The sequence below is a fragment of the Methylobacterium sp. AC433 genome, assembly GCF_979253015.1.
In genome coordinates this window covers 365,460-390,112 of the sequence record NZ_CEEDBN010000001.1, presented here as the reverse complement: position 1 = coordinate 390,112, position 24,653 = coordinate 365,460, and the positions used below count along the sequence as shown (strand labels likewise).

General features: G+C 71.4%; 21 protein-coding genes. 9 read left to right on the top strand and 12 right to left on the bottom strand.

Going from position 1 to position 24,653, the window contains the following annotated elements; genetic code table 11:
• The first annotated feature begins 14 nt into the window (after window positions 1-14).
• Window positions 15-452, top strand: a complete 438-nt coding sequence (locus tag AC0IWM_RS01875; protein ID WP_471752808.1) for a YybH family protein — start codon at window positions 15-17, stop codon at window positions 450-452.
• A gap of 104 nt (window positions 453-556) precedes the next feature.
• Here AC0IWM_RS01875 and AC0IWM_RS01870 read toward each other — a convergent pair whose 3' ends face one another.
• From AC0IWM_RS01870 to AC0IWM_RS01860, 3 genes are all read right to left on the bottom strand, one after another.
• Window positions 557-1,255, bottom strand: coding sequence for a GntR family transcriptional regulator (locus tag AC0IWM_RS01870; protein ID WP_471752807.1), 699 nt, complete (start codon window positions 1,253-1,255; stop codon window positions 557-559).
• A gap of 230 nt (window positions 1,256-1,485) precedes the next feature.
• The gene (zwf, locus tag AC0IWM_RS01865; RefSeq protein WP_471752806.1) at window positions 1,486-2,964 is read right to left on the bottom strand and encodes a glucose-6-phosphate dehydrogenase; all 1,479 of its coding nucleotides are present in this window, start codon (window positions 2,962-2,964) and stop codon (window positions 1,486-1,488) included.
• A 174-nt stretch (window positions 2,965-3,138) separates the two neighbouring features.
• Window positions 3,139-3,984, bottom strand: a complete 846-nt coding sequence (locus AC0IWM_RS01860) for an SDR family NAD(P)-dependent oxidoreductase (RefSeq protein WP_471752805.1) — start codon at window positions 3,982-3,984, stop codon at window positions 3,139-3,141.
• Between the two features lie 127 nt (window positions 3,985-4,111).
• Between AC0IWM_RS01860 and AC0IWM_RS01855 the strand changes: the two genes are divergently transcribed.
• Entirely contained in the window at window positions 4,112-5,746 is a 1,635-nt protein-coding gene (locus AC0IWM_RS01855) for a L,D-transpeptidase family protein (protein ID WP_471752804.1), read from the top strand.
• Window positions 5,747-5,795: 49 nt separating this feature from the next.
• Here AC0IWM_RS01855 and AC0IWM_RS01850 read toward each other — a convergent pair whose 3' ends face one another.
• Window positions 5,796-6,152, bottom strand: a complete 357-nt coding sequence (locus AC0IWM_RS01850; RefSeq protein WP_056471405.1) for a hypothetical protein — start codon at window positions 6,150-6,152, stop codon at window positions 5,796-5,798.
• A gap of 110 nt (window positions 6,153-6,262) precedes the next feature.
• Window positions 6,263-7,309: an alpha/beta hydrolase gene (locus AC0IWM_RS01845; RefSeq protein ID WP_471752803.1), complete on the bottom strand. Its 1,047-nt coding sequence runs from the start codon at window positions 7,307-7,309 to the stop codon at window positions 6,263-6,265.
• Window positions 7,310-7,574: 265 nt separating this feature from the next.
• Here AC0IWM_RS01845 and meaB point away from each other — a divergent pair, with 265 nt between their 5' ends.
• From meaB to AC0IWM_RS01830, 3 genes are all read left to right on the top strand, one after another.
• Window positions 7,575-8,573, top strand: a complete 999-nt coding sequence (gene meaB, locus AC0IWM_RS01840; RefSeq protein ID WP_471752802.1) for a methylmalonyl Co-A mutase-associated GTPase MeaB — start codon at window positions 7,575-7,577, stop codon at window positions 8,571-8,573.
• 5 nt (window positions 8,574-8,578) lie between these two features.
• Window positions 8,579-9,205 (top strand): pyroglutamyl-peptidase I, encoded by a 627-nt coding sequence (locus AC0IWM_RS01835; RefSeq protein WP_471752801.1) that lies wholly within the window; start codon window positions 8,579-8,581, stop codon window positions 9,203-9,205.
• 152 nt (window positions 9,206-9,357) lie between these two features.
• On the top strand, window positions 9,358-9,702 hold the full coding sequence (locus tag AC0IWM_RS01830) for a CsbD family protein (protein ID WP_471752800.1): 345 nt from the start codon (window positions 9,358-9,360) through the stop codon (window positions 9,700-9,702).
• Between the two features lie 49 nt (window positions 9,703-9,751).
• On the opposite strand, the gene AC0IWM_RS01825 is transcribed toward AC0IWM_RS01830, so the two are convergent.
• The 3 genes from AC0IWM_RS01825 to AC0IWM_RS01815 all read right to left on the bottom strand — a co-directional run bounded on the left by AC0IWM_RS01825 (window position 9,752) and on the right by AC0IWM_RS01815 (window position 12,551).
• Complete coding sequence (locus AC0IWM_RS01825) at window positions 9,752-10,537, bottom strand: 3-hydroxybutyrate dehydrogenase (RefSeq protein WP_471752799.1); 786 nt, start codon at window positions 10,535-10,537, stop codon at window positions 9,752-9,754.
• A gap of 123 nt (window positions 10,538-10,660) precedes the next feature.
• Window positions 10,661-11,404 carry an acetoacetate decarboxylase gene (locus AC0IWM_RS01820; RefSeq protein ID WP_471752798.1) on the bottom strand — a complete coding sequence of 248 codons (744 nt, stop codon included), beginning with the start codon at window positions 11,402-11,404 and terminating at the stop codon, window positions 10,661-10,663.
• A gap of 31 nt (window positions 11,405-11,435) precedes the next feature.
• Window positions 11,436-12,551 carry a DUF3734 domain-containing protein gene (locus AC0IWM_RS01815; protein ID WP_471752797.1) on the bottom strand — a complete coding sequence of 372 codons (1,116 nt, stop codon included), beginning with the start codon at window positions 12,549-12,551 and terminating at the stop codon, window positions 11,436-11,438.
• A 340-nt stretch (window positions 12,552-12,891) separates the two neighbouring features.
• Here AC0IWM_RS01815 and AC0IWM_RS01810 point away from each other — a divergent pair, with 340 nt between their 5' ends.
• Window positions 12,892-13,854, top strand: a complete 963-nt coding sequence (locus AC0IWM_RS01810; RefSeq protein ID WP_471752796.1) for an acetyl-CoA carboxylase carboxyltransferase subunit alpha — start codon at window positions 12,892-12,894, stop codon at window positions 13,852-13,854.
• Between the two features lie 328 nt (window positions 13,855-14,182).
• Window positions 14,183-15,661, top strand: coding sequence for a L,D-transpeptidase family protein (locus AC0IWM_RS01805; RefSeq protein ID WP_471752795.1), 1,479 nt, complete (start codon window positions 14,183-14,185; stop codon window positions 15,659-15,661).
• Window positions 15,662-15,672: 11 nt separating this feature from the next.
• On the opposite strand, the gene AC0IWM_RS01800 is transcribed toward AC0IWM_RS01805, so the two are convergent.
• From AC0IWM_RS01800 to AC0IWM_RS01785, 4 genes are all read right to left on the bottom strand, one after another.
• Entirely contained in the window at window positions 15,673-16,302 is a 630-nt protein-coding gene (locus tag AC0IWM_RS01800; RefSeq protein ID WP_471752794.1) for a LysE family translocator, read from the bottom strand.
• A 162-nt stretch (window positions 16,303-16,464) separates the two neighbouring features.
• Window positions 16,465-16,722: a hypothetical protein gene (locus AC0IWM_RS01795; protein WP_056471436.1), complete on the bottom strand. Its 258-nt coding sequence runs from the start codon at window positions 16,720-16,722 to the stop codon at window positions 16,465-16,467.
• Between the two features lie 133 nt (window positions 16,723-16,855).
• Window positions 16,856-17,572, bottom strand: a complete 717-nt coding sequence (locus AC0IWM_RS01790; protein WP_056471439.1) for a PhoH family protein — start codon at window positions 17,570-17,572, stop codon at window positions 16,856-16,858.
• A 404-nt stretch (window positions 17,573-17,976) separates the two neighbouring features.
• The gene (locus tag AC0IWM_RS01785) at window positions 17,977-20,343 is read right to left on the bottom strand and encodes an ATP-dependent helicase (protein WP_471752793.1); all 2,367 of its coding nucleotides are present in this window, start codon (window positions 20,341-20,343) and stop codon (window positions 17,977-17,979) included.
• 345 nt (window positions 20,344-20,688) lie between these two features.
• Here AC0IWM_RS01785 and AC0IWM_RS01780 point away from each other — a divergent pair, with 345 nt between their 5' ends.
• Both AC0IWM_RS01780 and AC0IWM_RS01775 read left to right on the top strand, forming a co-directional pair.
• A complete protein-coding gene (locus AC0IWM_RS01780; RefSeq protein WP_056471445.1) occupies window positions 20,689-20,943 on the top strand; it encodes a hypothetical protein in 255 nt (84 codons plus the stop codon).
• A 120-nt stretch (window positions 20,944-21,063) separates the two neighbouring features.
• Window positions 21,064-24,648 (top strand): AsmA family protein, encoded by a 3,585-nt coding sequence (locus AC0IWM_RS01775; protein ID WP_471752792.1) that lies wholly within the window; start codon window positions 21,064-21,066, stop codon window positions 24,646-24,648.
• Window positions 24,649-24,653: the final 5 nt, after the last annotated feature.

The window sequence follows — 24,653 nt, the reverse complement described above, 5'->3', positions numbered from 1 at the left end:
CGTGGGAGGTATCTATGCTGACAACCGGACAACTTCTCGGTGCGGCTCTGGCTGCGTGTCTCGTCCTGCCCGTATCGGCCCGCGCCGAGACCTCCGCCTCGGCAGGACGCAGCGCCGCCGAAACCTGGGACAGGAGCTACAACAGCGGCGACATGGAGACCCTGGGCACGCTCTATGCCCCGGACGCGCAGGTGATCCCGAAGGGCGCGGCGGTTTCGGGACCGGCCGACATCAAGAAATTCTTCTCGGGCGTGAAGGCCAAGGGCTTCGACGATCACAAGATCACCGTCCAGTCCGCGCGGGAGAAGGGCGACGTCCTCGTGCTGTCCGGGCGCTGGGAGATGAACGGCCCCGGCGAAAGCGGGGCCAAGAAGAAGTTCGAGGGCAACTGGGTCAACGTGATGGAGCGCGGTCCCGAGGGCTGGCGCACCGTGCTGCACACCTGGAACTAGGGGCTTCGTCTCGCGGCGGAGGGCCGGGCCGGCACTCGGCACCGTCCCGGCTCCCCTTTTCGGTCCAGGCCGGTCGGCCCGCGAGCGGCCCAGGATGAACGGTCTCAGGCCGCCGAGCCGGAGGCCTCGCGGCTGGAGGCACCGAAGTTCTCGGCGATCACCGGGGTGCGGGCGCGGATGTGGGCGCGCATCAGCGGAGCCAGCGCCTCACCGTCGCGGGCGCGCAGCAGGGTGATCATCCGCTCGTGCTCGGCCACCGATTGCTCCCATTGCTCCGGCGTCTGGTGCACGGCGTAGCGCGAGCGCTGGATGCGGCCCGAGAGGCTGTCGTAGATGCTTCCGAGCGTGGCGTTGCGGCTGGCCCGCATGATGGCCTCGTGGATTTCCCGGTTGAGGGCGAAGTAGACCCCCTCCTCGCCGGCCCGCCAAGCCGCGACCATCGCCTCGTGGTCGCGCGAGATCCTGTCGATCTCCGCATCGGTGATGATGCGGCAGGCGAGGTCGGCCGCCGTCGCCTCCAGGCCGGCGATGACCTCGATCATCTCCTCGATCTCGGATTGCGACAGGCTCGCGACCCGCGCGCCGCGGTTGGGCAGCAATTCCAGCAGGCCCTCGGTGGCGAGGATCTTGATCGCCTCGCGCAGGGGCGTGCGGGAGATGCCGAAGCGCTCGGTCAGCTCGCTCTCGTTGATCCGCGCACGTGGTTCCAGCTCACCCGAGCGGATGAGGTCGCGCATTCGATCGACGACTTCATCGTGGAGATAGCGCCGGTTGATGCCGAGGCCCGTCTCGATCTTGTTCATGGGTCCGCGACGTCTGCAGCAGGAAGGAAAAATACTCCCCTTTGGTAATCCCTCGACTGGAACCTGTCGAGGGAGTTCGGAACTATACCCCTGTTCTGCGCACAGGCCTCCGGCAGATCCGCTCGATCCCTTCGGCACTCGATCCCTTCGGGGTGCGGCGCGCGGCGTCGCTCAGGCGCCGCGTGGCCCCGCCCGAGCGACCCCTCCGCGTCGATCGGGCGGAGGCCGGATCAGCGGATCTCCTCGTGCCACGTCCGGCCGTCGCGCTCGATCAGCGCGATGGCGGCGGTGGGTCCCCAGCTGCCGGCGGCGTAGGGGCGCGGCGGCTCGGGCCGGTCGGCCCAGGCCTTGAGCAGGGAGTCGGCCCAGGCCCAGGCCACCTCGACCTCGTCGCGGCGCATGAACAGGGTGGCGTTGCCGCGCACCACGTCCATGAGCAGGCGCTCGTAGGCGTCGGGATAGCGTTGCTTGAAGGTCTCCTCGAAGGAGATGTCGAGGTTGGTCGGCCGCAGGCGCATGCCGCCGGGTCCCGGGTCCTTGGTCATGACCTCGAGCTTGATCCCTTCCTCCGGCTGGAGCCGGATGACGAGGCGGTTGGGCTCGCGCCCGAAGGATTCGGACGGAAAGATCGAGAACGGCGAGGCGCGGAACTGCACCACGATCTCGGAGAGCTTCTGGGGCAGCCGCTTGCCGGTGCGTAGGTAGAAGGGCACCCCGGCCCAGCGCCAGGACTGCACCTCGAGCTTCAGGGCGACGAAGGTCTCGGTCCGGCTGTCGGCGTCGTTGCCGAGATCGGTGCGGTAGCCGTCCACCGGCTTGCCGCCGATGGCGCCGGCCGCGTACTGCCCGCGCACCGTCACGGTCTGCACATCGTGCGGGGTGATGGGCTTGAGGGCGCGCAGGACCTTCAGCTTCTCGTCGCGCACCGAGTTGGCGTCCAGCGAGAGCGGACTCTCCATCGCCATCAGGCAGAGGAGCTGCAGCATGTGGTTCTGCACCATGTCGCGCAGGGCGCCCGAAGTGTCGTAGTATCCGGCGCGGCCCTCGACGCCCACGGTCTCGCCGACCGTGATCTGGACGTGGTCGATGACGTCGGCCGTCCAGAGTCGCTCGAAGATGGTGTTGGCGAAGCGCAGGGCCAGCAGGTTCTGCACCGTCTCCTTGCCGAGATAGTGGTCGATGCGAAAGATCTGTTCTTCCGGAAACACCTTGCCGACGGCGTCGTTGATCGCGCGGGCGGATTTCAGGTCCTTGCCGATGGGCTTCTCCAGCACGACCCGGGATTTTTCGCCGATCAGGCCGTGCTTCGACAGGTTCTGGCAGATCGAGCCGTAGAGGTCGGGCGAGGTGGCGAGGTAGTAGGGCCGCACCTGGTCCGGGCGCTCGGCGAGCTTGGCGGCCAAATCGTCCCAGCCGTCATCGCCGGCCCCGTCCACCGCGACGTAGTCGAGATGGTCGAGGAAGGCGGCGAGCCTGTCCTCGCTGATGTCCCCGGCCGGCACGAAGCGCTTGACCGCGTCGCGCGCGCGCTCGCGGAACGCCTCGGCGCTCATCTCCGAACGCGAGGCACCGATGATCCGGCTCGTTCCCGGGATCTGCCCATCCTTGAAGCGATAGTACAGGGCCGGAAGCAGCTTGCGCGTGGTCAGGTCGCCGGTGGCGCCGAACACGACGCAGTCGAAGGAGGCGACGGGGATGATGGTGGCCAAGGGCGGCTCCCGTTCGGTTTGCAGGTCGTTCGGTTCGCGGCCGGTCCACGGGTCGTACTGCACGCGGCTGTGCGGCCAGGAGCCGGTCGCGAAGAATCGCCCCCGCTGTGTCGGCTTCCCGGCAGCGCTATGCAAGGCATCCGCCACCCGTGCGGCGTGCGAGACGGCACCCTATTACGAACCGGCAAACCGCTTGAACGCCTCGGCATGGTCCGGGTGCCAGCGCGACAGCGCCGGGCGGTTCTCGATGATGTCGCCCGCGGCCCAGGCGATGCGCTTCTCGTCCTGGGCCCGGGTGGTCTCGTTGTCGGGACACAGGATGTAGAAGTCGCCTCGCGCCAGCCCGGCCATCAGGAAATCCACCGTCTCGTCGGGCGTCCAGGCGCCGGCCGGCTTCTCGTCGACGCCGCGCGCCCGCGTCAGGCCGGTATAGACGAATCCCGGGATCAGCAGGTGGGCGCTGACGCGGGCGCCCTCGCGGCCGCGCAGGTCGTGGGCCAGGGCCTCGGTCACGACCTTCACCCCCGCCTTCGAGACGTTGTAGGGCGTATTGCCGGGTGGCGTGGTGATGCCCTGCTTAGAGCCCGTGACCACGATGGCGCCGGGCTCCATGCCCGCGATCATCGCCGGCGCGAAGGCCTGGATCCCGTTGATCACCCCCCAGAGGTTGGTGTCGAGGATGCGGTGCCAGGTTTCGGCATCGGAGAACAGCCGTCCCCCGGCCTCGATCCCGGCATTCAGCAGGACCACGGCCGGCGGCCCCTCGGCGCCGGCCGCCGCGCTCAGGGCCGCGAAGGCCTCGGGGCGCGCCACGTCCGTGGCCATCGCGTGGACGGACCCCGCCGTCCCGCTGCGTGCGACCTCGGCGCGCGCAGCCTCCAGCGCATCGCCCGGCAGGTCGGCGAGCCAGACCCGCATCCCGGCCGCCGCGAAGCGCCGGGCGGCCGCCAGGCCGATGCCGCTCGCCGCCCCGGTGACGACGGCCGTCCGCCCCGCCTGGATTGCCGGATGGTTGGTCATGGCCGCTGCTCCCCTGCCGCTTCGGGGCGGGAGTTAGGGCGCCCGCCGGCCTCCGTCATCGCACGACAGGAGATTGGTAACCCTCTGTGCGCATGGTCGGGGAGACATTCCACTCGAAAGGTTCGCGATGCTTTCGCGCCACAGGACCGTCGCCCTCCGCCCGCACCGCCTTCGCGCGGGCCTCTCGCCCCTGGCTCTCCTCCTGGCGCTGGGCGGGGCCGCGACGGCGCAGGTCTCCGGCGCGCCGGACGCGCCCGTCTCCGCGAAGCCCCCCAGGGTCGAGAATCTCACCAGCACCGCTCCGGCGACCCCCGCCGTGCAGGCCATCGCCCCGAGCGCGGCCGACGCGACGCCTGCGCCTGCCGCCGCCTCGGCCAAGAAGTCGCGCGAGCTGCCGCCGCTGGTGGTGGCCCGGGTCTCCGCCGATCCGGTGCCGACCCTGAGCCCCTCGACCTTCCTCGACACCCTGCGGATGGCCGACCGCTACCAGGCCATGGTGGATGCCGGAGGCTGGAACGCCCTGCCCGCCGATCTCGTGGTCAAGCCCGGGGCCAGCCACCCGTCCATCCCGGCCCTGCGCAAGCACCTCGCGCTCGTCGGCGATCTGGCCGCCGACGCCCCGATGAGCGACCAGCTCGACGCCCCCCTGGCGGCGGCGGTGAAGGCGTTCCAGGCGCGCCACGGCCTGCCGGAGACCGGGCTGATCGGGCGCCAGACGGTGGCGGCCCTCAACGTGCCGGCGGCGACCCGCCAGCGCCAGCTCGCGGCCTCGGCCGCGCGCCAGATCGGCTCGAACTTCGCCTACGGCGACCGCTACGTGGTGGTGAACATCCCCTCGGCCACCGTGGAGGCGGTGGACCACGGGGTCGTGGTGCGCCGCTACGTGGCGGTGGTGGGCAAGCCCGACAAGGCGACGCCCCGGATCGAGGCACGCATCACCGACGTGAACCTCAACCCGACCTGGACCCTGCCGGTCTCCATCATCAAGAAGGAGATCATCCCCAAGATGCGCAAGGATCCCGGCTATCTCGCCAGGGAGCGCATCCGCATCCTCGGCCCCGGCGGCGTGGAGGTGGACCCCACCGCCATCGACTGGTCGAGCGAGAAGGCGGCCAACTACACCCTGCGGCAGGATTCCGGCCTGGAGAACTCCCTGGGCCAGGTGCGCATCGACATGCCGAACAAGCAGGCGGTCTACATGCACGACACGCCGTCGAAGTCGCTGTTCGCCCGCGAGGTGCGGTTCCATTCGCATGGCTGCGTGCGCGTCGCGCAGGTGAAGGAACTCGCCGGCTGGCTGCTCGAGGGCACGTCCGGCCCCAACGGTCCCGGCTCGACCTGGGGTCCGATCGAGATCGAGACCAGCATCGCCACCAACGAGCGCCTCGACATCAAGCTGCCCAAGCAGATTCCGGTGACGTTCGTCTACCTCACCGGCTATGCGACCCCGGACGGCCGCGCCCATTTTCGCGATGACATCTACGGCATCGACAGCCCGGCGGTGCCGATGCCCGACGTGGCGGCGACGGGCACGATCGTGCCTCCGAAGCCGAAGGCGGCCCCGAGCCCAGCCAGCCCGGCCCGGCTCGAGACCGGCCGGAGCCCGGCCCAGAAGCCGGACGTTTCCAGGCCCGAGGCCGTCAGGCCGGATCCGGCGCGTGCCGCCCCGGCCCGGTCGGCGAGCGACGGACCGGTTCCCCCGGGGCTGATCCCCACCAAGGGGCCGCGGCTGGCGCCGAGCGCGACCCCACCCCGGGGCTGAGATCCCGGGCCGGGCTGAGATCCCGGGCCGGGGCTTCCCGCGCGGTCGATCAGGAGTCGAGGCCGCCGTCCTCGTCGATGTCGACCAGGAACACGATGTCGGCATCGTCCTCGTCCTCGTCGTCCGCCTCGTCGTCGTTCGAGGCCTCGGCATGGCGGGCATCCGGCTCGTAGGGCTCGTCCTCCTCGGAATCGTCCTCGGCGAGGGCGTCCTCGAAGATCTCGATCTCCTCCTCGGTGGCCGCCCGGACCTTGAGCGGGGAGGTGCCGTTCCACAGCACCTTGCCGTCGCTCTTCATGGTCTGGATGTCGTCCTTGAAGCCATCGCAGGTGAAGAGGTCGTTGGCGACCTCCTCGGAGCCGTTGATGACCGCGATGGCCACGCCATCGATCTCGAGTGTGAACATCGCGAATCCTTGTTGTCTGCGGCCTCGGGGCCGCCGTCCGTTTAGGGGCGAACGGGGCGCAGGCCAAGGCCCGGACGGACGGCGTCCGGTTTGCGGTGGGTGGCCGGGCCTCAGGCCCCGCCGCTCGCCCGGGCGATCGCCCGCTTGACCACGCCCTGTACGTCGGGATTCGACAGGAACAGGTCGTGGTTGATGAGGCCGCCGCCGTAATCGGAGGCGTCGGCCACGCGCACGCCGAGGGCTTCCAGGCGCTCGCGGTCGGCCGCGCCGGCCCGGACAATGCCGCCCGCGATGGCGCCGGAGAGCTCGAGGGCCCGGTCGTTCGTCGACGAGATCACCGTGATCTTGTGCACGTCCGGCCCCATCCGCTCCACCGCGCTGGTGAAGAGGTCGATGTCGATGTCGGGCGCGGCGAGCACCACGGCGCCGATGCGGGCCATCGCGGCCTCGCCGGCCTCGGCCCGCAGCATGCGCAGGGTCTCCAGGGTCAGCAGGGTGCCCATGGAATGCGCGACGATGTTGATGCGCCCGCCCGAGGACGAGTTCGCCAGGGCCTTCAGGAGATCCTCGAAACCGTCGCGCGACCACAGGGCGCTCTCTCGGTCGTAGCCGTAGTCGAAGGTCGCGGCGGCCGAGGGCCAGGTGAACAGGGCCGAGGCCCCGCGGAAGCGGATGCCGTCGGAGAGCTTGGCCGCGCTCACCGCCGCCGACTGGAAGCTCTCGCGGTAGCCGTGGACGTAGATCAGCACGTCCCGCCCCAGCGCCGCCTGGGCGAAGGCGCCGGCGGCCCCCGGCCCCGTCTCGACCTGCGGCACCGCCGTCACCGCCCAGTCGCCGGTCACCACGGAGGAGACCTTGCCGATCAGCGAGCGGTCGGGCGCCGACAGGCGGACCTCGGCGAAGCTGAGGCCGCGGCCGCGCTCGGAGGTGAAGTAGGGGCTCTTCGGCGGCGAGCCGACGGGCTTGCGCGTGGTGGCCACGAGCAGGACCGGGCTGACGTCGAGGGCGGATTGCCGCTCCGGCGCGCCCCCGCCCACGGCATCGGTGACGAGGCCGTCGGCGACGCAGCCGGCCAGGCCCGGCGCGAGGCCGGCCACCCCCGAGAGGGCGGCCAGGCGCAGCAGCGCGCGACGGGTGGGAGGCTGGGGTCGGATCATGGGTCGGATCATGTCGTGCAAGACGGCCCTGAACGTGGTGGCCCCGGGACGGGCGCAGCGCGTCACTACCCTGTCGATCAGGATCGTGACCATGGCGGGGCGGAAGCGTGGCCGTGGCGATGTGGATTGCGGGCAGAGGCGGGGCTGTGGCCCCGGACCCACAGGCCGGGACGTCCGCGGGATCACGCCGGTTTGCGGGGGAAGCGCCCGCGCGCAGGGCCGCCCCCCTCGACGAAACCCGGCCGGACCGGCAAAGAAGACAGCCATGGCCGCCTCCCCCGCTCCCGCCCTCGACATCGATGCCCTGCGCGAGCGGCTGCTCGCCGGAGACCGCGCCGCCCTGGCGCGGGCGATCACCCTGGCCGAATCGAAGCGGCCCGACCACCGGGCGGCGGCGCGCGGCCTCATCGACGCGGTGCTGCCCCGGACCGGCACGGCGATCCGCGTCGGCATCACCGGCGTGCCCGGCGTCGGCAAGTCCACCACCATCGACGCGCTCGGCGCCAACCTGACGGCGGCGGGGCACAAGGTGGCGGTGCTCGCCGTCGACCCCTCCTCCACCCGCACCGGCGGCTCGATCCTCGGCGACAAGACCCGGATGGCGCGCCTCGCCCTCGATCCCAACGCCTTCATCCGCCCCTCCCCCTCCTCCGGCACCCTGGGCGGCGTCGCGGCCAAGACCCGCGAGACCATGCTGCTCTGCGAGGCGGCGGGCTTCGACGTCATCCTGGTGGAGACCGTCGGCGTCGGCCAGTCCGAGACGGCGGTGGCGGACCTGACCGACTTCTTCCTCGTCCTGATGCTGCCGGGGGCCGGCGACGAGCTCCAGGGCATCAAGAAGGGCATCCTCGAACTCGCCGACATGATCGCGGTCAACAAGGCCGACGACGGCGAGGGCGAGCGCCGGGCCAGCGCCGCCGCCTCCGAGTACCGCGCGGCCCTGCACATCCTCTCCGCGCCGAGCGCGACCTGGACGCCGCCGGTGGTCACGATCTCGGGCCTGAACAACAAGGGCCTCGACGGCCTGTGGGAGCGGATCGTCGACCACCGCAACAAGCTCACCGCCACGGGCGAGATCGCCACGAAGCGCCGGGCCCAGGACGTGAAGTGGATGTGGGCCCTCGTGCACGAGCGCCTGCACCAGCGCCTCGTCGGCTCGGCCGACGTGCGCCGGCAAACGGCCGAGGCCGAAGGCGCGGTCGGGCGCGGGGAAGCCTCGCCGGCCGCCGGGGCGGAGGCCATCGCCACGCTGATCGGCCTCTGACCTCCATGGCGGGGCCGCTGCTGATCACCGGCTTCGGTCCGTTTCCCGGCGTGCCCCGCAATCCGAGCGCGGCCCTGGCCCGGCGCATCGGGACCCTCGCGCGCCCGAAGCTCGGCGGCGTTCCGGTACGCGTGCTGATCCTGTCCACCACCTACGCGGCGATCCCCGACATGCTGGAACCGGCCCTCGCCGGGGCGCCGGCCGCGATCCTGATGCTCGGCGTCGCGACCCGCGCCAGGCGGGTCCGGGTGGAGTTGCAGGGCCGTAACCGCACCAGCCGGCTCTTCCCCGATGCCTCCGGCCGGATCGCGTCGCGCCTCACCCTCGAGACGGAGGGTCCGCCCGCGCGCCGCTCCTCCGCGGCGAGTCCCGCGCTCGCGGCGCTGCGCGGGCACGGGATCGCCGCGATCCCCTCGCGGGATGCGGGGCGCTACCTCTGCAACGCCACCTATTTCCGCGCCCTGCGCGACGGTCCGCCGGCGCTGTTCGTGCACATCCCGCTGCCGCCCCGGACACGGCGGCCGGCGAAGGCGCCGGTGCGGCCCCGTCGCCAAGCCCCCGAGGAGGCTCTCGCCCAGGGCTGCGCCGAGGTGGCGCGACGGCTCGTGCTGCGCAGCCGCGCAGGCCGCTGACGGAACGCCCCGCGATCCTTCCGCCGGCGCCGGAAGATTTTCACCCGCCGCATGGGTCCCCTTCGCGCCGTCGGGCGTTCTGTGAACGTCGGATGCGGGCGCCCCCGACCCCGGACGGGTGGCCCGCATCATCCGCGTTCAGGAGAGAGACCATGGTCGATACGGATCGCATCGTCGGCACCGCCAAGGAGCTCGGCGGCAAGGTTCAGAGCGCCGCGGGAGACCTCGCGGGGTCCTCGCGCAGCTCGGCCGAGGGCCGCTATCGCGAGGCCGAGGGCCGCGCGCAGGACATCTACGGGCAGGCCAAGGACACCCTGCGCGACGTCGCCGACAACGTCTCGGATTACGCCGGTGACGCCTACGAGCGCGGCGGCAGCTACCTGCGCGACGGTGGCCGGGTGGTCGGCCACCGCGTCGAGGAGAATCCGTTCATCGCCCTCGTGATCGCGGGCGCCGTCGGCTACGGCCTCGCCCTGCTGCTGCACGGGCGCCGCTGAACCCGATCCGCGTCCCCGCCCGACGGGGCGGGGACGCCATGGGACCGCCCTACTGCGCGGTCCAGCCGCCATCCATCGCCATGTTCGCACCGGTGATCTGGCTCGCCGCGTCGGAGGCGAGGAACACCGCCAGGGCCGCCACCTGGTCGATGGTGACGAACGCCTTGGTCGGCTGCGCCTTCAGGAGCACCTCGTTGATGACCTCGTCCTTGGTCATCCCCCGCGCCTTCATGGTGTCGGGAATCTGGCTCTCGACCAGGGGCGTCCAGACGTAGCCCGGCGAGATGCAGTTGACCGTGATGCCGTGGGTGGCGACCTCGAGCGCCGCGGCCTTCGACAGACCGACGAGCCCGTGCTTGGCCGCCACGTAGGCCGACTTGAAGGGCGAGGCGACCATCGAGTGCGCCGAGGCGGTGTTGATGATCCGCCCCCAGCCGCGCTGCTTCATGCCCGGGATCGCCGCCCGCATGGTGTAGAAGGCCGAGGACAGGTTCAGGCTGATGATCTGCTCCCACTTCTCCGGCGGGAAGTCCTCGATCGGCGAGACGTGCTGGACGCCGGCATTGTTCACGAGCACGTCGACGGAGCCGTAGGTCTCCTCCGCGAGGCGGATCAGCCCTTCGATCTCGCCCGGCTTGGTCAGGTCGGCCGGCGAATAGGCGGCCTTCACGCCGAACTCGGACTCGATTCCGGTCCGCGCCGCCTCGATGTCCTCGGGCTTGCCGAAGCCGTTGAGAACGATGTTGGCCCCCTCCTTGGCAAAGGCCCGGGCGCAGGCGAGGCCGATGCCGCTGGTGGAGCCGGTGACGACGGCGGTCTTGGATTTCAGGATCATGGAAGCCTCCTTGAAGCGCTCGTCCGACGCGGGGGTGCTGGTTCGTCGGACGTTCGTGGGGTCGAACACCATCCGTGAGCCGTGCCCGGCTGACCGGCGGGCACGACGCGGACGGCAGTTCGGTCAGGCGAGATAATCGTGCAGCACCTGCCCGTAGGGCAATGTGAAGTCGACGACCATGTGCCGGCCGCCGACGATGCGGCGCACCGGCAGGTCGGCCACCCGGCAGTTCACGTGCGGAATCAGGTGGAGGCGGGCCTCGCCCTCCCAGGCGCCGTGGACGGTGATGTCCTCCAGGCGATAGCCGACGAGCTGCGCGACCTTCGGGCCGCCGCCGACATCCGGGATCAGCTTGAGGTTGACGTTGAGCTTGCCGAGTCCCTGGCTCACCGCGGGCAGATCATGCTCCAGGCTGCGGTGCTTGTAGGTCATGGTGCCCATCGCGACCCGCTCGTCGTCGTAGTGCAGGGTGCCCGTGAGGGTGTCCTTGGTCAGCTTGAGGCGGGGCACGCCCCACTTCTTCGGAAAGCCCCAGATCTCGCGGCCGGCCGTGATCGGCGGCTCGTCGTCGAGATACATCTGGATCGAGAAGTTGCAGGGCTCGCCGTCGAAGGTGGCCAGGGCGCCCGAGCCGCTCTCCTCGTAATCGCCGAAGCCGGAGGAATCCGGCATCTTCATCCACTCGTAGTAGACGAGGTTGTCCGGGTGCGGCTCCAGGGGCTCGGGCAGCGCCCGGCGCAGGGCGTCCGCATCGGTCTCGTAGGTGACGATGAGGTATTCGCGCCGGAGGAAGCGATACGGCCCGCGCGGATAGCTCGGGCTGAAGGCCGGCATCGAGGGAACCTGGAGGATCTCGTCGCGGGTCACGGGCGTGTCTCCCTTCGGAAGGTGGGGCCGTTCAGGTCGCCCCGTCGCGGGTGAGGTCGAACACGGCGATGCCGCCGGCATCCGCCCGGCGGTCGCGCCAGGCGCGCGCGCGCAGGGAACGCCGCATGTCGTCGAGCCCGGCGCTCCAATGCTCCAGCATGGTCGCGCGCGAGAATTCGTAGTCCTTCGAGTTCCGCTCGTAGGCCTTGCGCCGGTAGATCAGCTGCAGGATCGTCACGACGTTGTCGTGGCTGATGTCCCTCAGGAACGCGACGTCGGGATCGTCGGACAGCTCCGGCGGCAGCTTGGCCAGGAGGTTGCGCGTGGCCGCCTTGGCCTTGCGGATCTCGAGGCTCATGTCGGTGTTGAGCCGGGTCCGGCTGGAGAAGCGGATGTCTTTCTCGCGCTCGGCGGCATCGACCAGCGACCGCGGCATGGCCCCGCGCGCCGGGAACAGGTCCACCTGGAACACGGTGAGATCGCGCCCACGCTCCACGTCGAGGACGTATTGCAGCGGCGTGTTCGAGACGATGCCGCCGTCCCAGTAGGATTCGCCATCGATCGTCACCGGCGGGAAGCCCGGAGGCAGGGCCCCGGAGGCCATGATGTGTTCCGGGGTGATGCGATCGCGGCGGTTGTCGAAGTAGGCGAAGTTGCCGGTGCGGACATTGACCGCGCCCACGCTCAGGCGGACCGGGCCGGCGTTGATGCGGTCGAAGTCGACGAAGCGCTCCAGCGTCTCCCTGAGCGGCGCCGTATCGTAGTAGCTGAGGGCCTCCGGCGCTCCGGCGGGGAAGAAGGTCGCGGGCGGAAACCGGGGCTTGAAGAAGCCGGGCACGCCGAAGGCGGCGATCCAGCCGGCGCTCGCCTCGTTGAAGGCCGCCCGGGCCTGCTCGCCGGGGAGCCACGGGGTTCCGGGCACGCCGGAGGAGACCAGCTCCCAGAAGGCCTTCAGGCGGTCGAGCCGGCGCTCGGGCGGATTGCCGGCGAGGAGGGCCGCGTTGATGGCGCCGATGGAGATGCCGGCCACCCAGTCGAGGCCGAGGCCGTCGGCCGCCAGCGCCTCGTAGATCCCGGCCTGATAGGAGCCCAGCGCCCCGCCGCCCTGGAGGACGAGGACGTTGGTGCCGCCGGAGGAGGTCGTCACGAGCGGTACTCTCTCATCGGCCGGGGCACTCCATCCTGCGCACGTCGCGGGGGCCGACCCGCCGGCCGGCGAACGCCCAACCGATGGTTGCCCGATGCGGGTGACGCCACCATGACCGAAGGCCGGTGTGATCGCCATCCGGCGGACCGGACGAAGCGGGTCCATTGTCAGGCGTCGCACCGTCGTGACCGACCGGCCGAACTCCTTCGATGGTTGACAGGCGGAGCTCCTTCGCCAACACCCCCCGCCCAGTCGCGGCTTTTCCCGCACGCCCTCCGCCGCACTCGTCCCTGCCCCGGCCGCCGCGCGCGCGATGGCGACGAACAAGGATCCCTGACCCATGTCGGTGACGCGCTCCTATCTCGATTTCGAGAAGCCGGTGGCCGAGCTCGAATCCAAGCTGGAGGAGCTCCGGGCCATGGCCGCCCGCGACGGCGCGGTCTCGATCAGCGAGGAGGTCGGGCGCCTGGAGGCCAAGGCCGCCGCCGCCCTGTCGGACATCTATGCCGCCCTGACGCCCTGGCAGAAGACCCAGGTCGCCCGCCATCCGCAGCGGCCGCACTTCATCGACTACTGCGCCGGGCTGATCACCGACTTCAGCCCGCTCGCCGGCGACCGCGCCTTCGGCGAGGACCAGGCCATCGTCGGCGGGTTCGGACGCTTCCGGGGACGGCCGGTCTGCGTCCTGGGCCAGGAGAAGGGCTCCACCACCGAGACCCGCCTGCGGCACAATTTCGGAATGGCCAAGCCCGAGGGATACCGCAAGGCCGTCCGCCTGATGGAGCTCGCCGACCGCTTCGGCCTGCCCGTGCTCGCCTTCGTCGACACCGCCGGCGCCTTCCCGGGCATCGAGGCGGAGGAGCGCGGGCAGGCCGAGGCCATCGCCCGCTCGACGGAGGCCTGCCTCGCCCTCGGCGTGCCCAACGTCGCCGTGGTCATCGGCGAGGGCGGCTCGGGAGGCGCCATCGCCCTCGCCACCGCCAACCGGGTGCTCATGCTGGAGCACGCCATCTACGGCGTGATCTCGCCGGAGGGCGCGGCCTCGATCCTGTGGCGCGACCAGGGCCGGGCCTCGGACGCCGCGACCGCCATGAAGATCACCGCCCAGGACCTGCTGCGCCTCGGGATCATCGACGGCATCATCCCCGAGGCCACGGGCGGCGCCCATCGCGGGCGCGAGGCCGCCATCGAGGCGACGGGAGCCGCCATCGAGAGTGCCCTGGCGGAGTTCCAGGGGCTCGGTGCCGACGAGATCCGCGATCGGCGCGCGGCGAAGTTCCTGGAGATCGGCCGCAAGCTCTGAGCCCGCGACATTCCGTCGCTCATCGGGTGCGGAACCAACCGCGATTTCGTTCAGGAGAGCCTGCCAAGGTTTCGCCATACCGACGCGCGGCGCCTGGTTGGGGAAACGCCTGCGGAATCAATCCCCTCTCCGCGAGCGCATCGCGCGCGGCACCGAATGCGGCAAGATCGGGTCGAAGGGACGGTGATGTCCGCAATCCACATCCCGCCCGGGCCGCGGACGGCGTCGCCTTGCGGTAACAACCGGGTAAGTTTAACGACGCTAAGGGGTTGGGGAGTGGCATGCCAGGGCGCGAGCCCGGGACTGCGTGACTGAGGATAGGTTCCCCATGGCTATGCGCCCACTCGTGGCCGCCGGTTTCGCTCTGATCGCCCTGTCGCTCGGCGCCTGCCAGGACGGATCGACGGGCGGCGGCGTTCCGTTGCGGGCCCTGGCACCGGTGCCTCCCAAGACCCTCGCGCTGATGGCCCAGAAGGGCATGTCGCAGAACGACCCCATCCTGATCCGCGCCTACAAGCGGGAAGCGGAGATGGAGGTGTGGAAGCGCGGCACCAACGGCCAGTACGCCCTCCTCAAGACCTTCCCGATCTGCCGCTGGTCCGGCCAGCTCGGCCCGAAGACCAAGCAGGGCGACCGCCAGGCGCCGGAAGGCTTCTACACCGTGACGCCGGGTCAGATGAACCCGAACTCGTCCTACTATCTGTCCTTCGACACCGGCTATCCGAACGCCTACGACCGGGCGAACGGGCGCACCGGCAACTACATCATGGTGCACGGCACCTGCTCGTCGTCGGGCTGCTTTGCCATGACCGACGAGTCGATGGGCGAGATCTACGCCCTGGCGCGCGATTCCTTCGCGGGCGGCCAGCGTGCGTTCCAGTTCCAATCCTACCCGTTCCGGATGACGGCGGCCAACGTCGCCAAGTTCCGCAACGACCCCAACGCCCCGTTCTGGAAGAACCTCAAGGAGGGCTCGGACTACTTCGAGGCCCTGCGCGAGGAGCCGCGCGTCGGCCTGTGCGGGACGAAGTACGTCTTCGGCGGCGCCGATGCGGCGGCCGGCTCCTGCACGCCGAAGGTCGAGCCCCAGGTGGCGGAGAAGCGCGAGCGCGACAACAGCGAGATCGCCGAGCTGATCGCCAAGGGCACGCCGGCCACCCGCCTCGTCTACGACGACGGCAGCCAGAACCCGGTCTTCCGGGGCCCGCAGACGCCCGCCAACACCCTGACCTTCGCGAGCCTCGGCAAGCCGGCGCCCGAGCCCGAGTTGCCCTTCGATCCGAAGGATTACGCCCAGCACAAGCTCGGGGACGTCAGCCGTCCCGAGAGCCTGGCCGCCGGCGAGCGCGAGATCGAGGTCGACGCCAAGGGCCGCCCGGTGATGATGGCCGCGGCCGCGCCGATCCCCACCAAGGCCGCCGCCGCAAGCCTCGCCCGGAAGGGGGCCGCTCCTGCGCCGAAGCCCGAGCCCGTGGTGGCCGAACCGGCCAAGCCCGCCCGCGTGATGGTGGCCGATGCCGAGGGCGACCCGGCCGCCTACAGGAAGCTCCTGGGCAACCTGTTCAGCAACGGCGCGCCGGCGACCCCGGCGACGGACGCCGCCACCGTCCCGGCCGTCGCCGCGGCCGAGCCGGAGCCCGTCGCATCCAAGCCGTCCGCGAAGCACGTCCCCGCGAAGGCGGCCCACGCCGCGCTCGCCCCGGCCAAGGCCGGCAAGGTGGACGACGAGAAGGCCGCGAGGCCCGCGCAGAAGGCCGCCGCGGCCGCCTCGCCGAAGACCACCGGCTCCACCACGCCCAAGAACTGAGGCGCCCCGGCTCAGCGCGTGCCGAGGAGCATGACGCCGAAGCCGAGGAAGATCCCGCCGGTGATCCGGTCGAAGGCGCGCCGCAGCGCCGGGCGGCTCAGGGACGCGGCGAGCCGTCGCCCGCCCAGCGCGTAGACCGCGTACCAGAACAGTTCCGCCCCCGCGAAAGTCACGACGAGGATCGCGAATTGCGGGACCTGCGGCCGCGTCGGCTCGACGAATTGCGGCAGGAAGGCGCTGGCGAACAGGAGGAGCTTGGGATTGCTCAGGCCGATCAACAGGCCGTCGCGATAGAGGCGCGCCGGCCCGACGGGGGGCATCGGCCGCCCCTCCGCGCCCGGCACGCCCAGCGCCCCGTCCCGCCCGCGCCAGGCCCGGACGCCGAGGACGATCAGGTAGGCGACGCCGGCATAGCGCAGGCCATCAAACAGGACCGGCGAGGCCTGGAGGACGGCGCTCAGGCCGGCGGCCGAGGCGAGCAGCACCAGGATCACCGCGCTCAGGCACCCGGCCATGGCGGCCAGGCTGCGGCGCAGGCCGACGCGGACGCTGCGGACCAGGATGTGCAGCATGTTCGGTCCGGGCGTTCCGGACAGGAGGAAGACGGCGCTGAGGAACAGCCACCAGGTCTGGAAGGTCACGGTCGGCCGCTCCCGATCGCGCGCGCCCCGGCGCGACGAAGGGGCCTCCTAGCAGACTGCGGCCCGAGGCGGTGCCCGGCCGCGACGCGGGGCAGCCCGGCGCCCAACGAAAAAGGGTCCCGCGAGGGACCCTTCTCCAGACCGGTCAGATCGGGCGACCGATCACATCCGGTGCATCATCCGACGGTCCATCCGACGGTGCATCATGCGGCGCTCCATGTGACGGCGCATCATGCGGCGCTCCATGCGACGGTGCATCATGCGACGCTCCATCCGGCGCTCCATGCGCATCTGCACGGTGGACACGGTCTCGGGGGCGGTGACGCCCATCGGCGCGCCGGGCGCGGCCGAGGCGGAGGTTGCGAGGCTGGCACCGCCGAGCGAGGCGAGCACGGCGAAGGCAAGGGTCAGTTTCCTCACGTGAAGACTCCCATTCTCATTTGTCCGAGCGCGGCACCCGGTTGGATCTCTCGCACAGGATGCCGAGAAACTGAGGTCGCGCACCGGAGTGAGCGGCAGGCCCCGTTCCGGCCCGCCGCAGACAACCCGCAAGTCAGAGATTCGTTTCCTCGAAAGCCCGCACCCACTCAGCACAAATTCCCGAGCGGACGATGTCGTCGAGGGTAAATTCAACCACTGGGATCGGCATCATCCGGCTCTTGACCAGATGGATCACGGTGCGCAGCCCCGAGGTCTCGCGCAGATCCGTCTGAGACACGTCGCCGTTGATGATCACCTGGCAATCGTCGCCGATGCGGGTGAGGAACATCTTGATCTCGGCGGTGGTGGTGTTCTGCGCCTCGTCGAGGATCACGAGGCAGTTCTTGAAGGTGCGCCCGCGCATCACCTCGAAGGGCACCACCTCGATGTCGCCGGTCTTCACCGCGATCTCGAAGGCGGCCTCGCCCATGCGCTCCTTCATGGTCTCTGTCAGCGGCGCCACCCAGGGGGCGATCTTCTCTTCCAGCGTACCGGGGAAGAAGCCCAGGGAACGGCCCGAGGGGACGTTCGGCCGGGTGATGATCACCTTGGCGATGCGGCGCTGGCGGAGCTGATCGGCGGCGCGGGTCCCGGCGATGAAGGTCTTGCCGGTGCCGGCGGGTCCGAGGACGATGACCTGTTTGTGAAGGGCGAGGGCGTCGAGATACTGCGCCTGCCGGTCGGTGAGGGGCTGGATCGGACTGAGGTTGCGTTCTTCGTCGAAGCGGGTCTTGTGCAGTCGGACCGGACGGTCCTCAACGAGTTCAAGTCGTGCGCGGCGTCTCTTCATCGATCAACACTCCAACCGGACTTGCCAACCTGGATTTAATCTGAGCCTGACTTGCTGAACTTGCTTCGCATCATTCTTTGACCGATCCCGTTCCGGCGATCCTTTCTGCCTCGCCCGCTTCACAGCCAATCCGGAGACCGCCCTCAAGTTCCGGGCGGGTCCATCAAGCCTGTGGATTCCCGATGCGGTCCCGATGACCGCAGGATTTCGCGTTGCACGCACCATGCCGCGCCGGGCGCGACAGGGGCGTGACAGCAACTATTCTTGGGAATGATGTAAAAACTCTGCGCCGATGCTGCGCTGCGGGAACAAATGCGCCGCCGCGGCCGATTGTCCGGCGCTGTGTCGTAGAAGACGCAGTCCGCATCCGCGCGCCGCCCTCCACAGCCTCCGGCGCCCCGCGATCAGGCCGCCTGGATGAAGCTGTCGAGGACCATCTTCCGGCCGGCCTTGTCGAAATCAACGGTCAGCTTGTTGCCGTCCACACCCGCGACGGTGCCGGGGCCGAACTTGGTGTGGAACACCCGCATGTCGACGCTGAAGGCGGAGGGCGCGCCCGTCGACTTGGCGATGAGCTCGCCCTCGATCTGGCGCGGGCCGCCGCGGCCGGCGGGCGAACGTTTGCCGACCCCGTAGCCGTTGGCGTTGCCGGATTGCGCCGTGTTGGCCTGGGCCCGCTGCCAGCCGGGCGTGCCGTAGGACGAGCCGAAGGGCGTCGGGTTGCGGTCGAAGCGCGAGGCCCCGGCCGAGAAGTGGGCGGGCGCGTCGATCACGTCGACGCTGCCCTCGGGCAATTCGTCGATGAAGCGGCTCGGCACCGTGGAGGACCACAGGCCGTGGATGCGCCGGTTGACCGCGAACGACAGCTTGGCGCGCTTGCGGGCCCGGGTCAGGCCCACATGGGCGAGGCGGCGCTCCTCCTCGAGGCCGGCGCGGCCGCTCTCGTCGAGCGCCCGCTGGTTCGGGAACAGGCCGTCCTCCCAGCCCGGCAGGAACACGGTGTCGAATTCCAGCCCCTTGGCGGCGTGGAGCGTCATCAGCGAGACTCGGTCGGCCCCCTCCTGCTCACTGGCCTCCATCACGAGCGAGACGTGCTCGAGGAAGGCGGCGAGGTCCGGGAACTCCTCCATGGAGCGCACGAACTCCTTGAGGTTCTCCAGGCGCCCGGCGGCGTCGGCCGACTTCTCCTTCTGCCACATCTCGGTGTAGCCGGATTCCTCCAAGATGGTCTGTGCCACCTCGGGATGCGGCTGGGTGCCCACCAGCCGGGACCACCGCGAAAAGCTCTCCACCAGGGCGCGCACGCCGGAGCGCGCGCGGGGCTTCAGCTCGTCGGTCTCCACGACGAGGCGCGCCGCCTGGAGCAGGGGCACCCGCTCGGCCCGGGCGTAGGCGTGCAGGGCCTGCAGGGTGGCGTCGCCGAGGCCGCGCTTGGGCGTGTTGAATATGCGCTCGAAGGCGAGGTCGTCGGACGGGTTGGCGGTGACGCGCAGGTAGGCGAGCGCGTCGCGGATCTCGGCGCGCTCGTAGAAGCGCGGGCCTCCGATGACCCGGTAGGGCAGGCCGAGCTGGACGAAGCGGTCCTCGATCTCGCGCATCTGGGCCGAGATGCGCACGAGCACGGCGATCTCCGACAGGGGATGCTGCTTGGCCTGGAGGCTCTCGATCGCCTCGGCGACCTGACGCGCCTCCTCCTCAGAATCCCAGGCGCCCGAGACGGTCACCTTCTCGCCGGCGACGTCCTCCGTCCGGAGTGTCTTGCCCAGCCGCCCCTCGTTCTTCGCGATCAGGCCGGAGGCGGCGGCGAGGATGTGGCCGGTGGAGCGATAGTTGCGCTCCAGGCGGACCACCACGGCACCGGGGAAGTCGTGCTCGAAGCGCAGGATGTTGTCGACCTCGGCGCCGCGCCAGCCGTAGATCGACTGGTCGTCGTCGCCGACGCAGGCGACGTTGCGGTGGCCCTGCGCCAGCAGCCGCAGCCAGAGGTACTGGGCGACGTTGGTGTCCTGGTACTCGTCCACGAGGATGTAGCGGAAGCGCTGCTGGTAGTTCTCCAGCACGTCCGGGTTCTCCCGCCAGAGCTTCAGGCAGAGCAGCAGGAGGTCGCCGAAATCGGCGGCGTTGAGGGTCAGGAGCCGGGCCTGGTAGGCGGCGTAGAGGGCACCGCCCTTGCCGAAGGCGAAGGCCTGGGCCTCGCCCGGCGGCACCTGCTCGGGCAGGAGGCCGCGATTCTTCCAGCCGTCGATGGCCGAGGACAGGGCGCGCGCCGGCCAGCGCTTCTCGTCGATGTTCTGGTCGACGATGACCTGCTTCATCAGGCGAAGCTGGTCGTCCATGCCGAGGATGGTGAAGTCGGAGCGCAGGCCCACCAGCTCCGAGTGCCGCCGCAGGATCTTGGTGCCGATCGAGTGGAAGGTGCCGAGCCAGGGCATGCCCTCGCCGGCCGGCCCGATGAGCCCGCCGATGCGGTGCTTCATCTCGCGGGCGGCCTTGTTGGTGAAGGTCACCGAGAGGATGTCGAAGGGCCGCGCCTTGCCGGTGGCGATCAGGTGGGCGATCCGCGTCGTCAGCACCCGGGTCTTGCCGGTGCCGGCCCCGGCCAGCACGAGGACCGGCCCGTCCGTCGCCTCGACGGCACGGCGCTGCTCGGCGTTCAGCCCATCGAGGTAGGGCGAGCCCTGCGGCCGCAGGGAGGCCATGGCACGGGCGGCGATGGAGGTTGGGGCGGCGTCGGAGGCGGTGGGGCCGGCCGCGTCGAAGCGTTGAGTCATCCCGCATCCCTGGACCAAAACGCGAACGGCGTCGAGGGTCGCGGGCGTTCCCGGAGATGCCCGGCCTCGGCTCGGATGATTTCGGAGACCGTATCCCGGAAGCGCCCGGACGACGTGTTCGGCCGCGGGCAGCGCGGTCCGCCAACCCGGGACTTCCGCCGACCAGGGCCGGATGCCGGCGACCGCGCGTCCTCTACGGCGCCTCTGCCGACGATCGATGCGGCAGTCTCACGCAGCGTCGCGGGAAACCCGGCTCAGGACACCCGGCTTCGGGAACCCACCTTCCCACCGGCGAGTCGTCTCACCAGATCAAGCCATCACCGTGCACCCGACAAGGACACCGCCATGCATCGCTCCCCCGCCCTGATCCTCGCCGGCCTCGCGCTCCTCGCCGCCGGTCCCGCCCTCGCCCAATCCTCCAACGGCGCCATCAACAGCCTCAACGCCACCAACGACCGGCTCTCCACCCGCAGCGAGATCCGCGGCATCGAGCAGCGCCAGCAGTTCGACAGCAACCAGACCCGGATGCAGATCCAGCGGAGCGACCTGTTCCGGCCGAGCGCGCCGGCGGCCCCGATCATCGTGCCGGGCCGCCGCTGACGGAGACGGGCGCGGCGCCCGGCGCGCAAACCGCCGCGCCTGTGCTATGCCCGCCGTGGAAGCGGGGGCGCGGGTCCCGCAGGCGGAGCGGGCTCCGGATGACGAGGCGGAACAGAGACGGTGCGTGACATCCTGACCGCGCTGGCGGGCGCCGTCATCCTGCTCCTCGTCGCGGCGCTCGCCGTCCCGCCCTTCGTGGCCTGGGAGGGCTATCGCGGCACGATCGACCGGACGATCGCGCGCTCCCTCGGGATCGAGGCGCAGACCGAGGGCCGCATCGGCCTGCGGCTCCTGCCCTCCCCGCGCCTCAAGCTCGACCGCCTGCGCCTCGGGCCCGGCACCGCCCAGAACCCGTCTCTCGACCAGCCTCAGATCGACCTCCAGGGCATCAAGGCCGAGGTCGCCCTGGCGCCGCTCCTGAAGGGCGAGATCCGTTTCACCGAGACGCGGGTCGGCCGGGCCGAGGTCAAGCTCCCCGTCACCGACGGCGAGGCGATCCTGCTGCCCGCGCGCGGCCTTTCGGCCGCCCTGCGGCGCGACCTCGCCATCGAGGACCTGTCGATCCGGCAGTTCGTGCTGACGACCCAGGTCCCGGCGACGGGCCGGACCGAGCAGTTCTATGCGGAGGCCCTGCAGGTCTCGGCCCCCGCCCTCGTCGGACCCTGGCGGGCCGAGGGAACCAGCCGGGGCGTGCCCTTCCGGGTCTCGACCGGCGAGCTCGGCCCCGAAGGCGTCAGCGTGAAGATCGCGGGCGGCGGCGATACGCAGGCCCGCTTCGAGGCCGATGCCCGCATCGGCCTCGCCCCCGCCGGCACCGGTACGGCCGGCCGTCGCCTGATGGCGGCCGTCGCCGAGGGCAACGCCCGGATCGTCGTCGGGCCGCCCGTCCAGGCGGCGGGCGCCTACCTGCCCTTCTCCCTCGCCGGCAAGTTCAAGGGGCGCGGCCTGACGGCCCGGTTCACCGACGTCGCCCTGGAGATCGACCCCGGCGGGCAGGCCCTGCGGCTCGGCGGCACCGGCCAGCTCGACCTCAGGCAATGGCGCGGCGCCCTCGCGCTCTCCGCCCGGCGCCTCGACCTCGACGCCTTCCTGACCTCGGCGGCCGGGCAGGCCCTGATCGCCCGCGGCGTGCCGACCACCGGCGGCCGCAACGGGTTCGGCCTGCCGATCATGGTCGACCTCGACCTCGCAGTGGAGAGCCTGGCCCTCGGCCTCGACGCGTGGACGGGCCTTTCCGCCAGCGGCACCCTCGACCGCACGGGCGGCGTGATCCTGCGTCGCCTCGACGTGACCGCCCCGGGCGCCGCGGCCCTGGGCGCCAGCGGCGAGATCGACACCGAGGCCGGCGCGCGCTTCACGGGACACCTGTCGCTCGACACGCCGGCCTCCGACGGGCTCGGCCGGTACCTGCGCCGCCTCGGGCTCGAGGGTCCGGCCGTGACGGTGATGGACGGACGCCCGGTGCAGCTGGCCACCGACCTGTCGGTGGCGGCCGGCACCGTCTCCCTGCGCAACCTGCGCCTCGGCCTCGGCGAGGCCCGCGTCACCGGCAATGCCCGCTACACGGCGGCGGAGGGCGCGGCGCGGGGCCGCTTCGACGCGCAGCTCGCCGCGCAGGGCATCGACATCGCCGCCCTGCCGGTGCTCGGCGGCACCCTCGCCGACCTGCGCGGCCACGATGTCGGGATCACCCTTCAGGCCCGAGACGTCCGCTACGGACCCGCCGGCGCACATTCGGGAAACGGCACGATCGCGGCGAGCATCCAGTCGGACGGGCCGAGCCTCGTGGTCGACAGCCTCGACATCACCGATCTCGCCGGCGCCAACGCCAAGCTCTCGGGCCGGATCAGCCCGGACGGCACGGGGCGGATCGCCGGCCAGGTCTCGGCAGCGGTGGCCGCCCCCCTGTTCGCCCTCCTCGATCGGGTCTGGGTGGCGGAGGCCCGCCGCGTCCCGGCCTTCCTCCGGGCGGGTGCCCTCGACCTCGCCGTCAGCCTGGAGCGGGATGCGGGCGCCGCCGACACCCTGCGGGTCGGCGCGCGGGGCGACGCGGCCGGCGGCACCCTCGACCTCGACCTGCGGAGCCGGGCGGGCCGCATCGACGCCCTCGACCTCACCATCGCGACGGCGAACGCCGCCGCCTGGTTCGGGCGCAACGACCTCCCGGCCCTGCGCCGGCCCGGCCGCCTGCGCATCGCCGGGACACCCGCCGCGGCCGACGGACCTGCGCAAGGCCCAGGCCTCGCCCTGCGCCTGAGCGGGACGGTCGCCGACATCAGCGTCGCGACGGTGCAGCCGGTCCTCCTCGACGCCGCCGAGACCCTGCCGCGGGCCGGCGAGCTCCAGCTGGGCCTACCCGACCTCGCGCCGCTCCTCAGCCTCGCCGGCAGCGCCGCGCCGATCCCCGGCCCCCTGCCGGCCGAGCTCGGCCTGCGTCTGTCGCGCGCGGGCGGCGAGGCACGCCTCGGCCTGGTCGGCCGGGTCGCCGGCCAGCCCGTCTCGGCCGACCTCACCGCCGCGCCAGACGGCGCGATCGGCGGCAGCGCGACCCTGACCCGGCTGTCCCTGCCGCTGCTCGCCGGCGCGACGATCCTGCCCACCGAGGCGCCGCGCGGACCGGGACAGAGCCCGGCGAGCGCCCGCTTCGCGCCGGTTCCGACGGGCCGCCCGCCGGTTTCGCTCGGCCTCCGAATCGACAGCCTCGACCTTGGCCGCGGGCTCATCGCCACCGGCGCGACCCTCGGTGTCGCCCTCGACGCGGAGACCCTGACCCTGCGTGACCTCGACGCGACCCTCGCCGGCGGACGCGTCGCGGGACGCGCGACCTTGACACGTCAGGGCGGCGCCGCCGCGCTCTCCGGCGAGGGCCAGATCACCGACGCGGCGATCCCCGGCCTGGTCGGCCCGGGACCGGTCGAGGGTCGGGTGACGGCCCAGCTGCGCTTCGGCAGCTCGGGCGAGAGCCTGACCGGACTGATGAACAACCTCGGCGGCAGCGGTACCCTCACGCTCGCCGACCTGAGGCTGCCGGGGGCCGATCCGGCCGGCCTCGATCGCGCCCTGACGCGGGCGCTGTCGGAGGACGATCCCCTGCGGGAGGGCCGGCTGCAGACCCTCGCGGTCGAGGAACTCGGTGCAGGACCGCTCCTCATGAAGGGTCCCGTGACGACCTCCGCGAGCCTGGTCGGGGGCAGCCTGCGGGCGGGGCCGCTCCTGCTTCCCCTCGGCTCCGCACGCTGGAGCGGAACGCTCGGCATCGACCTGCGGGACGCACGCCTCGATGCACGCGGAACCCTCCTCGCCGGCCAGGCGCCGAAGGGCTGGAGCGGGGCGAACCCGTCGATCCAACTCGGCTTCGGCGGCCCCCTCCGCAACCCCGAGCGTACCATCGATGCCGGGCCTGTGACCAACGGGCTCGCCGCTTTGGTGCTCCAGCGCGAACTCGAGACGATCGAGGTGTTCGAGGCCGACCAGAGCGAGCGCCTGCGCCGCCGCGCCCGCATCGAGATGGACAAGGCCCGCACCCTCGCCATCAAGGCCGCGGCCGACAAGCTGGCGGCCGAGGAAGCGGCCCGCCAGGCGCGCCAGCGCGCTCAGCAAGCGGCCGACGAGGCCGCACGCGAAGCTCAGACGCGCGAGGAGGGAACGCGGCGTCTGGCTCCGGAGGCCCATGCGCCGCAGCCCGAAGCGGCGCCTCGGCCCTGAGGCGG

Coding starts and splice junctions, on each gene's coding strand:
- AC0IWM_RS01875 (WP_471752808.1), top strand. CDS start 15: ATGCTGACAACCGGACAACTTCTCGGTGCGGCTCTGGCTGCGTGTCTC.
- AC0IWM_RS01870 (WP_471752807.1), bottom strand. CDS start 1,255: ATGAACAAGATCGAGACGGGCCTCGGCATCAACCGGCGCTATCTCCAC.
- AC0IWM_RS01860 (WP_471752805.1), bottom strand. CDS start 3,984: ATGACCAACCATCCGGCAATCCAGGCGGGGCGGACGGCCGTCGTCACC.
- AC0IWM_RS01855 (WP_471752804.1), top strand. CDS start 4,112: ATGCTTTCGCGCCACAGGACCGTCGCCCTCCGCCCGCACCGCCTTCGC.
- AC0IWM_RS01850 (WP_056471405.1), bottom strand. CDS start 6,152: ATGTTCACACTCGAGATCGATGGCGTGGCCATCGCGGTCATCAACGGC.
- AC0IWM_RS01845 (WP_471752803.1), bottom strand. CDS start 7,309: ATGATCCGACCCCAGCCTCCCACCCGTCGCGCGCTGCTGCGCCTGGCC.
- meaB (WP_471752802.1), top strand. CDS start 7,575: ATGGCCGCCTCCCCCGCTCCCGCCCTCGACATCGATGCCCTGCGCGAG.
- AC0IWM_RS01835 (WP_471752801.1), top strand. CDS start 8,579: ATGGCGGGGCCGCTGCTGATCACCGGCTTCGGTCCGTTTCCCGGCGTG.
- AC0IWM_RS01830 (WP_471752800.1), top strand. CDS start 9,358: ATGGTCGATACGGATCGCATCGTCGGCACCGCCAAGGAGCTCGGCGGC.
- AC0IWM_RS01825 (WP_471752799.1), bottom strand. CDS start 10,537: ATGATCCTGAAATCCAAGACCGCCGTCGTCACCGGCTCCACCAGCGGC.
- AC0IWM_RS01810 (WP_471752796.1), top strand. CDS start 12,892: ATGTCGGTGACGCGCTCCTATCTCGATTTCGAGAAGCCGGTGGCCGAG.
- AC0IWM_RS01805 (WP_471752795.1), top strand. CDS start 14,183: ATGGCTATGCGCCCACTCGTGGCCGCCGGTTTCGCTCTGATCGCCCTG.
- AC0IWM_RS01790 (WP_056471439.1), bottom strand. CDS start 17,572: ATGAAGAGACGCCGCGCACGACTTGAACTCGTTGAGGACCGTCCGGTC.
- AC0IWM_RS01785 (WP_471752793.1), bottom strand. CDS start 20,343: ATGACTCAACGCTTCGACGCGGCCGGCCCCACCGCCTCCGACGCCGCC.
- AC0IWM_RS01780 (WP_056471445.1), top strand. CDS start 20,689: ATGCATCGCTCCCCCGCCCTGATCCTCGCCGGCCTCGCGCTCCTCGCC.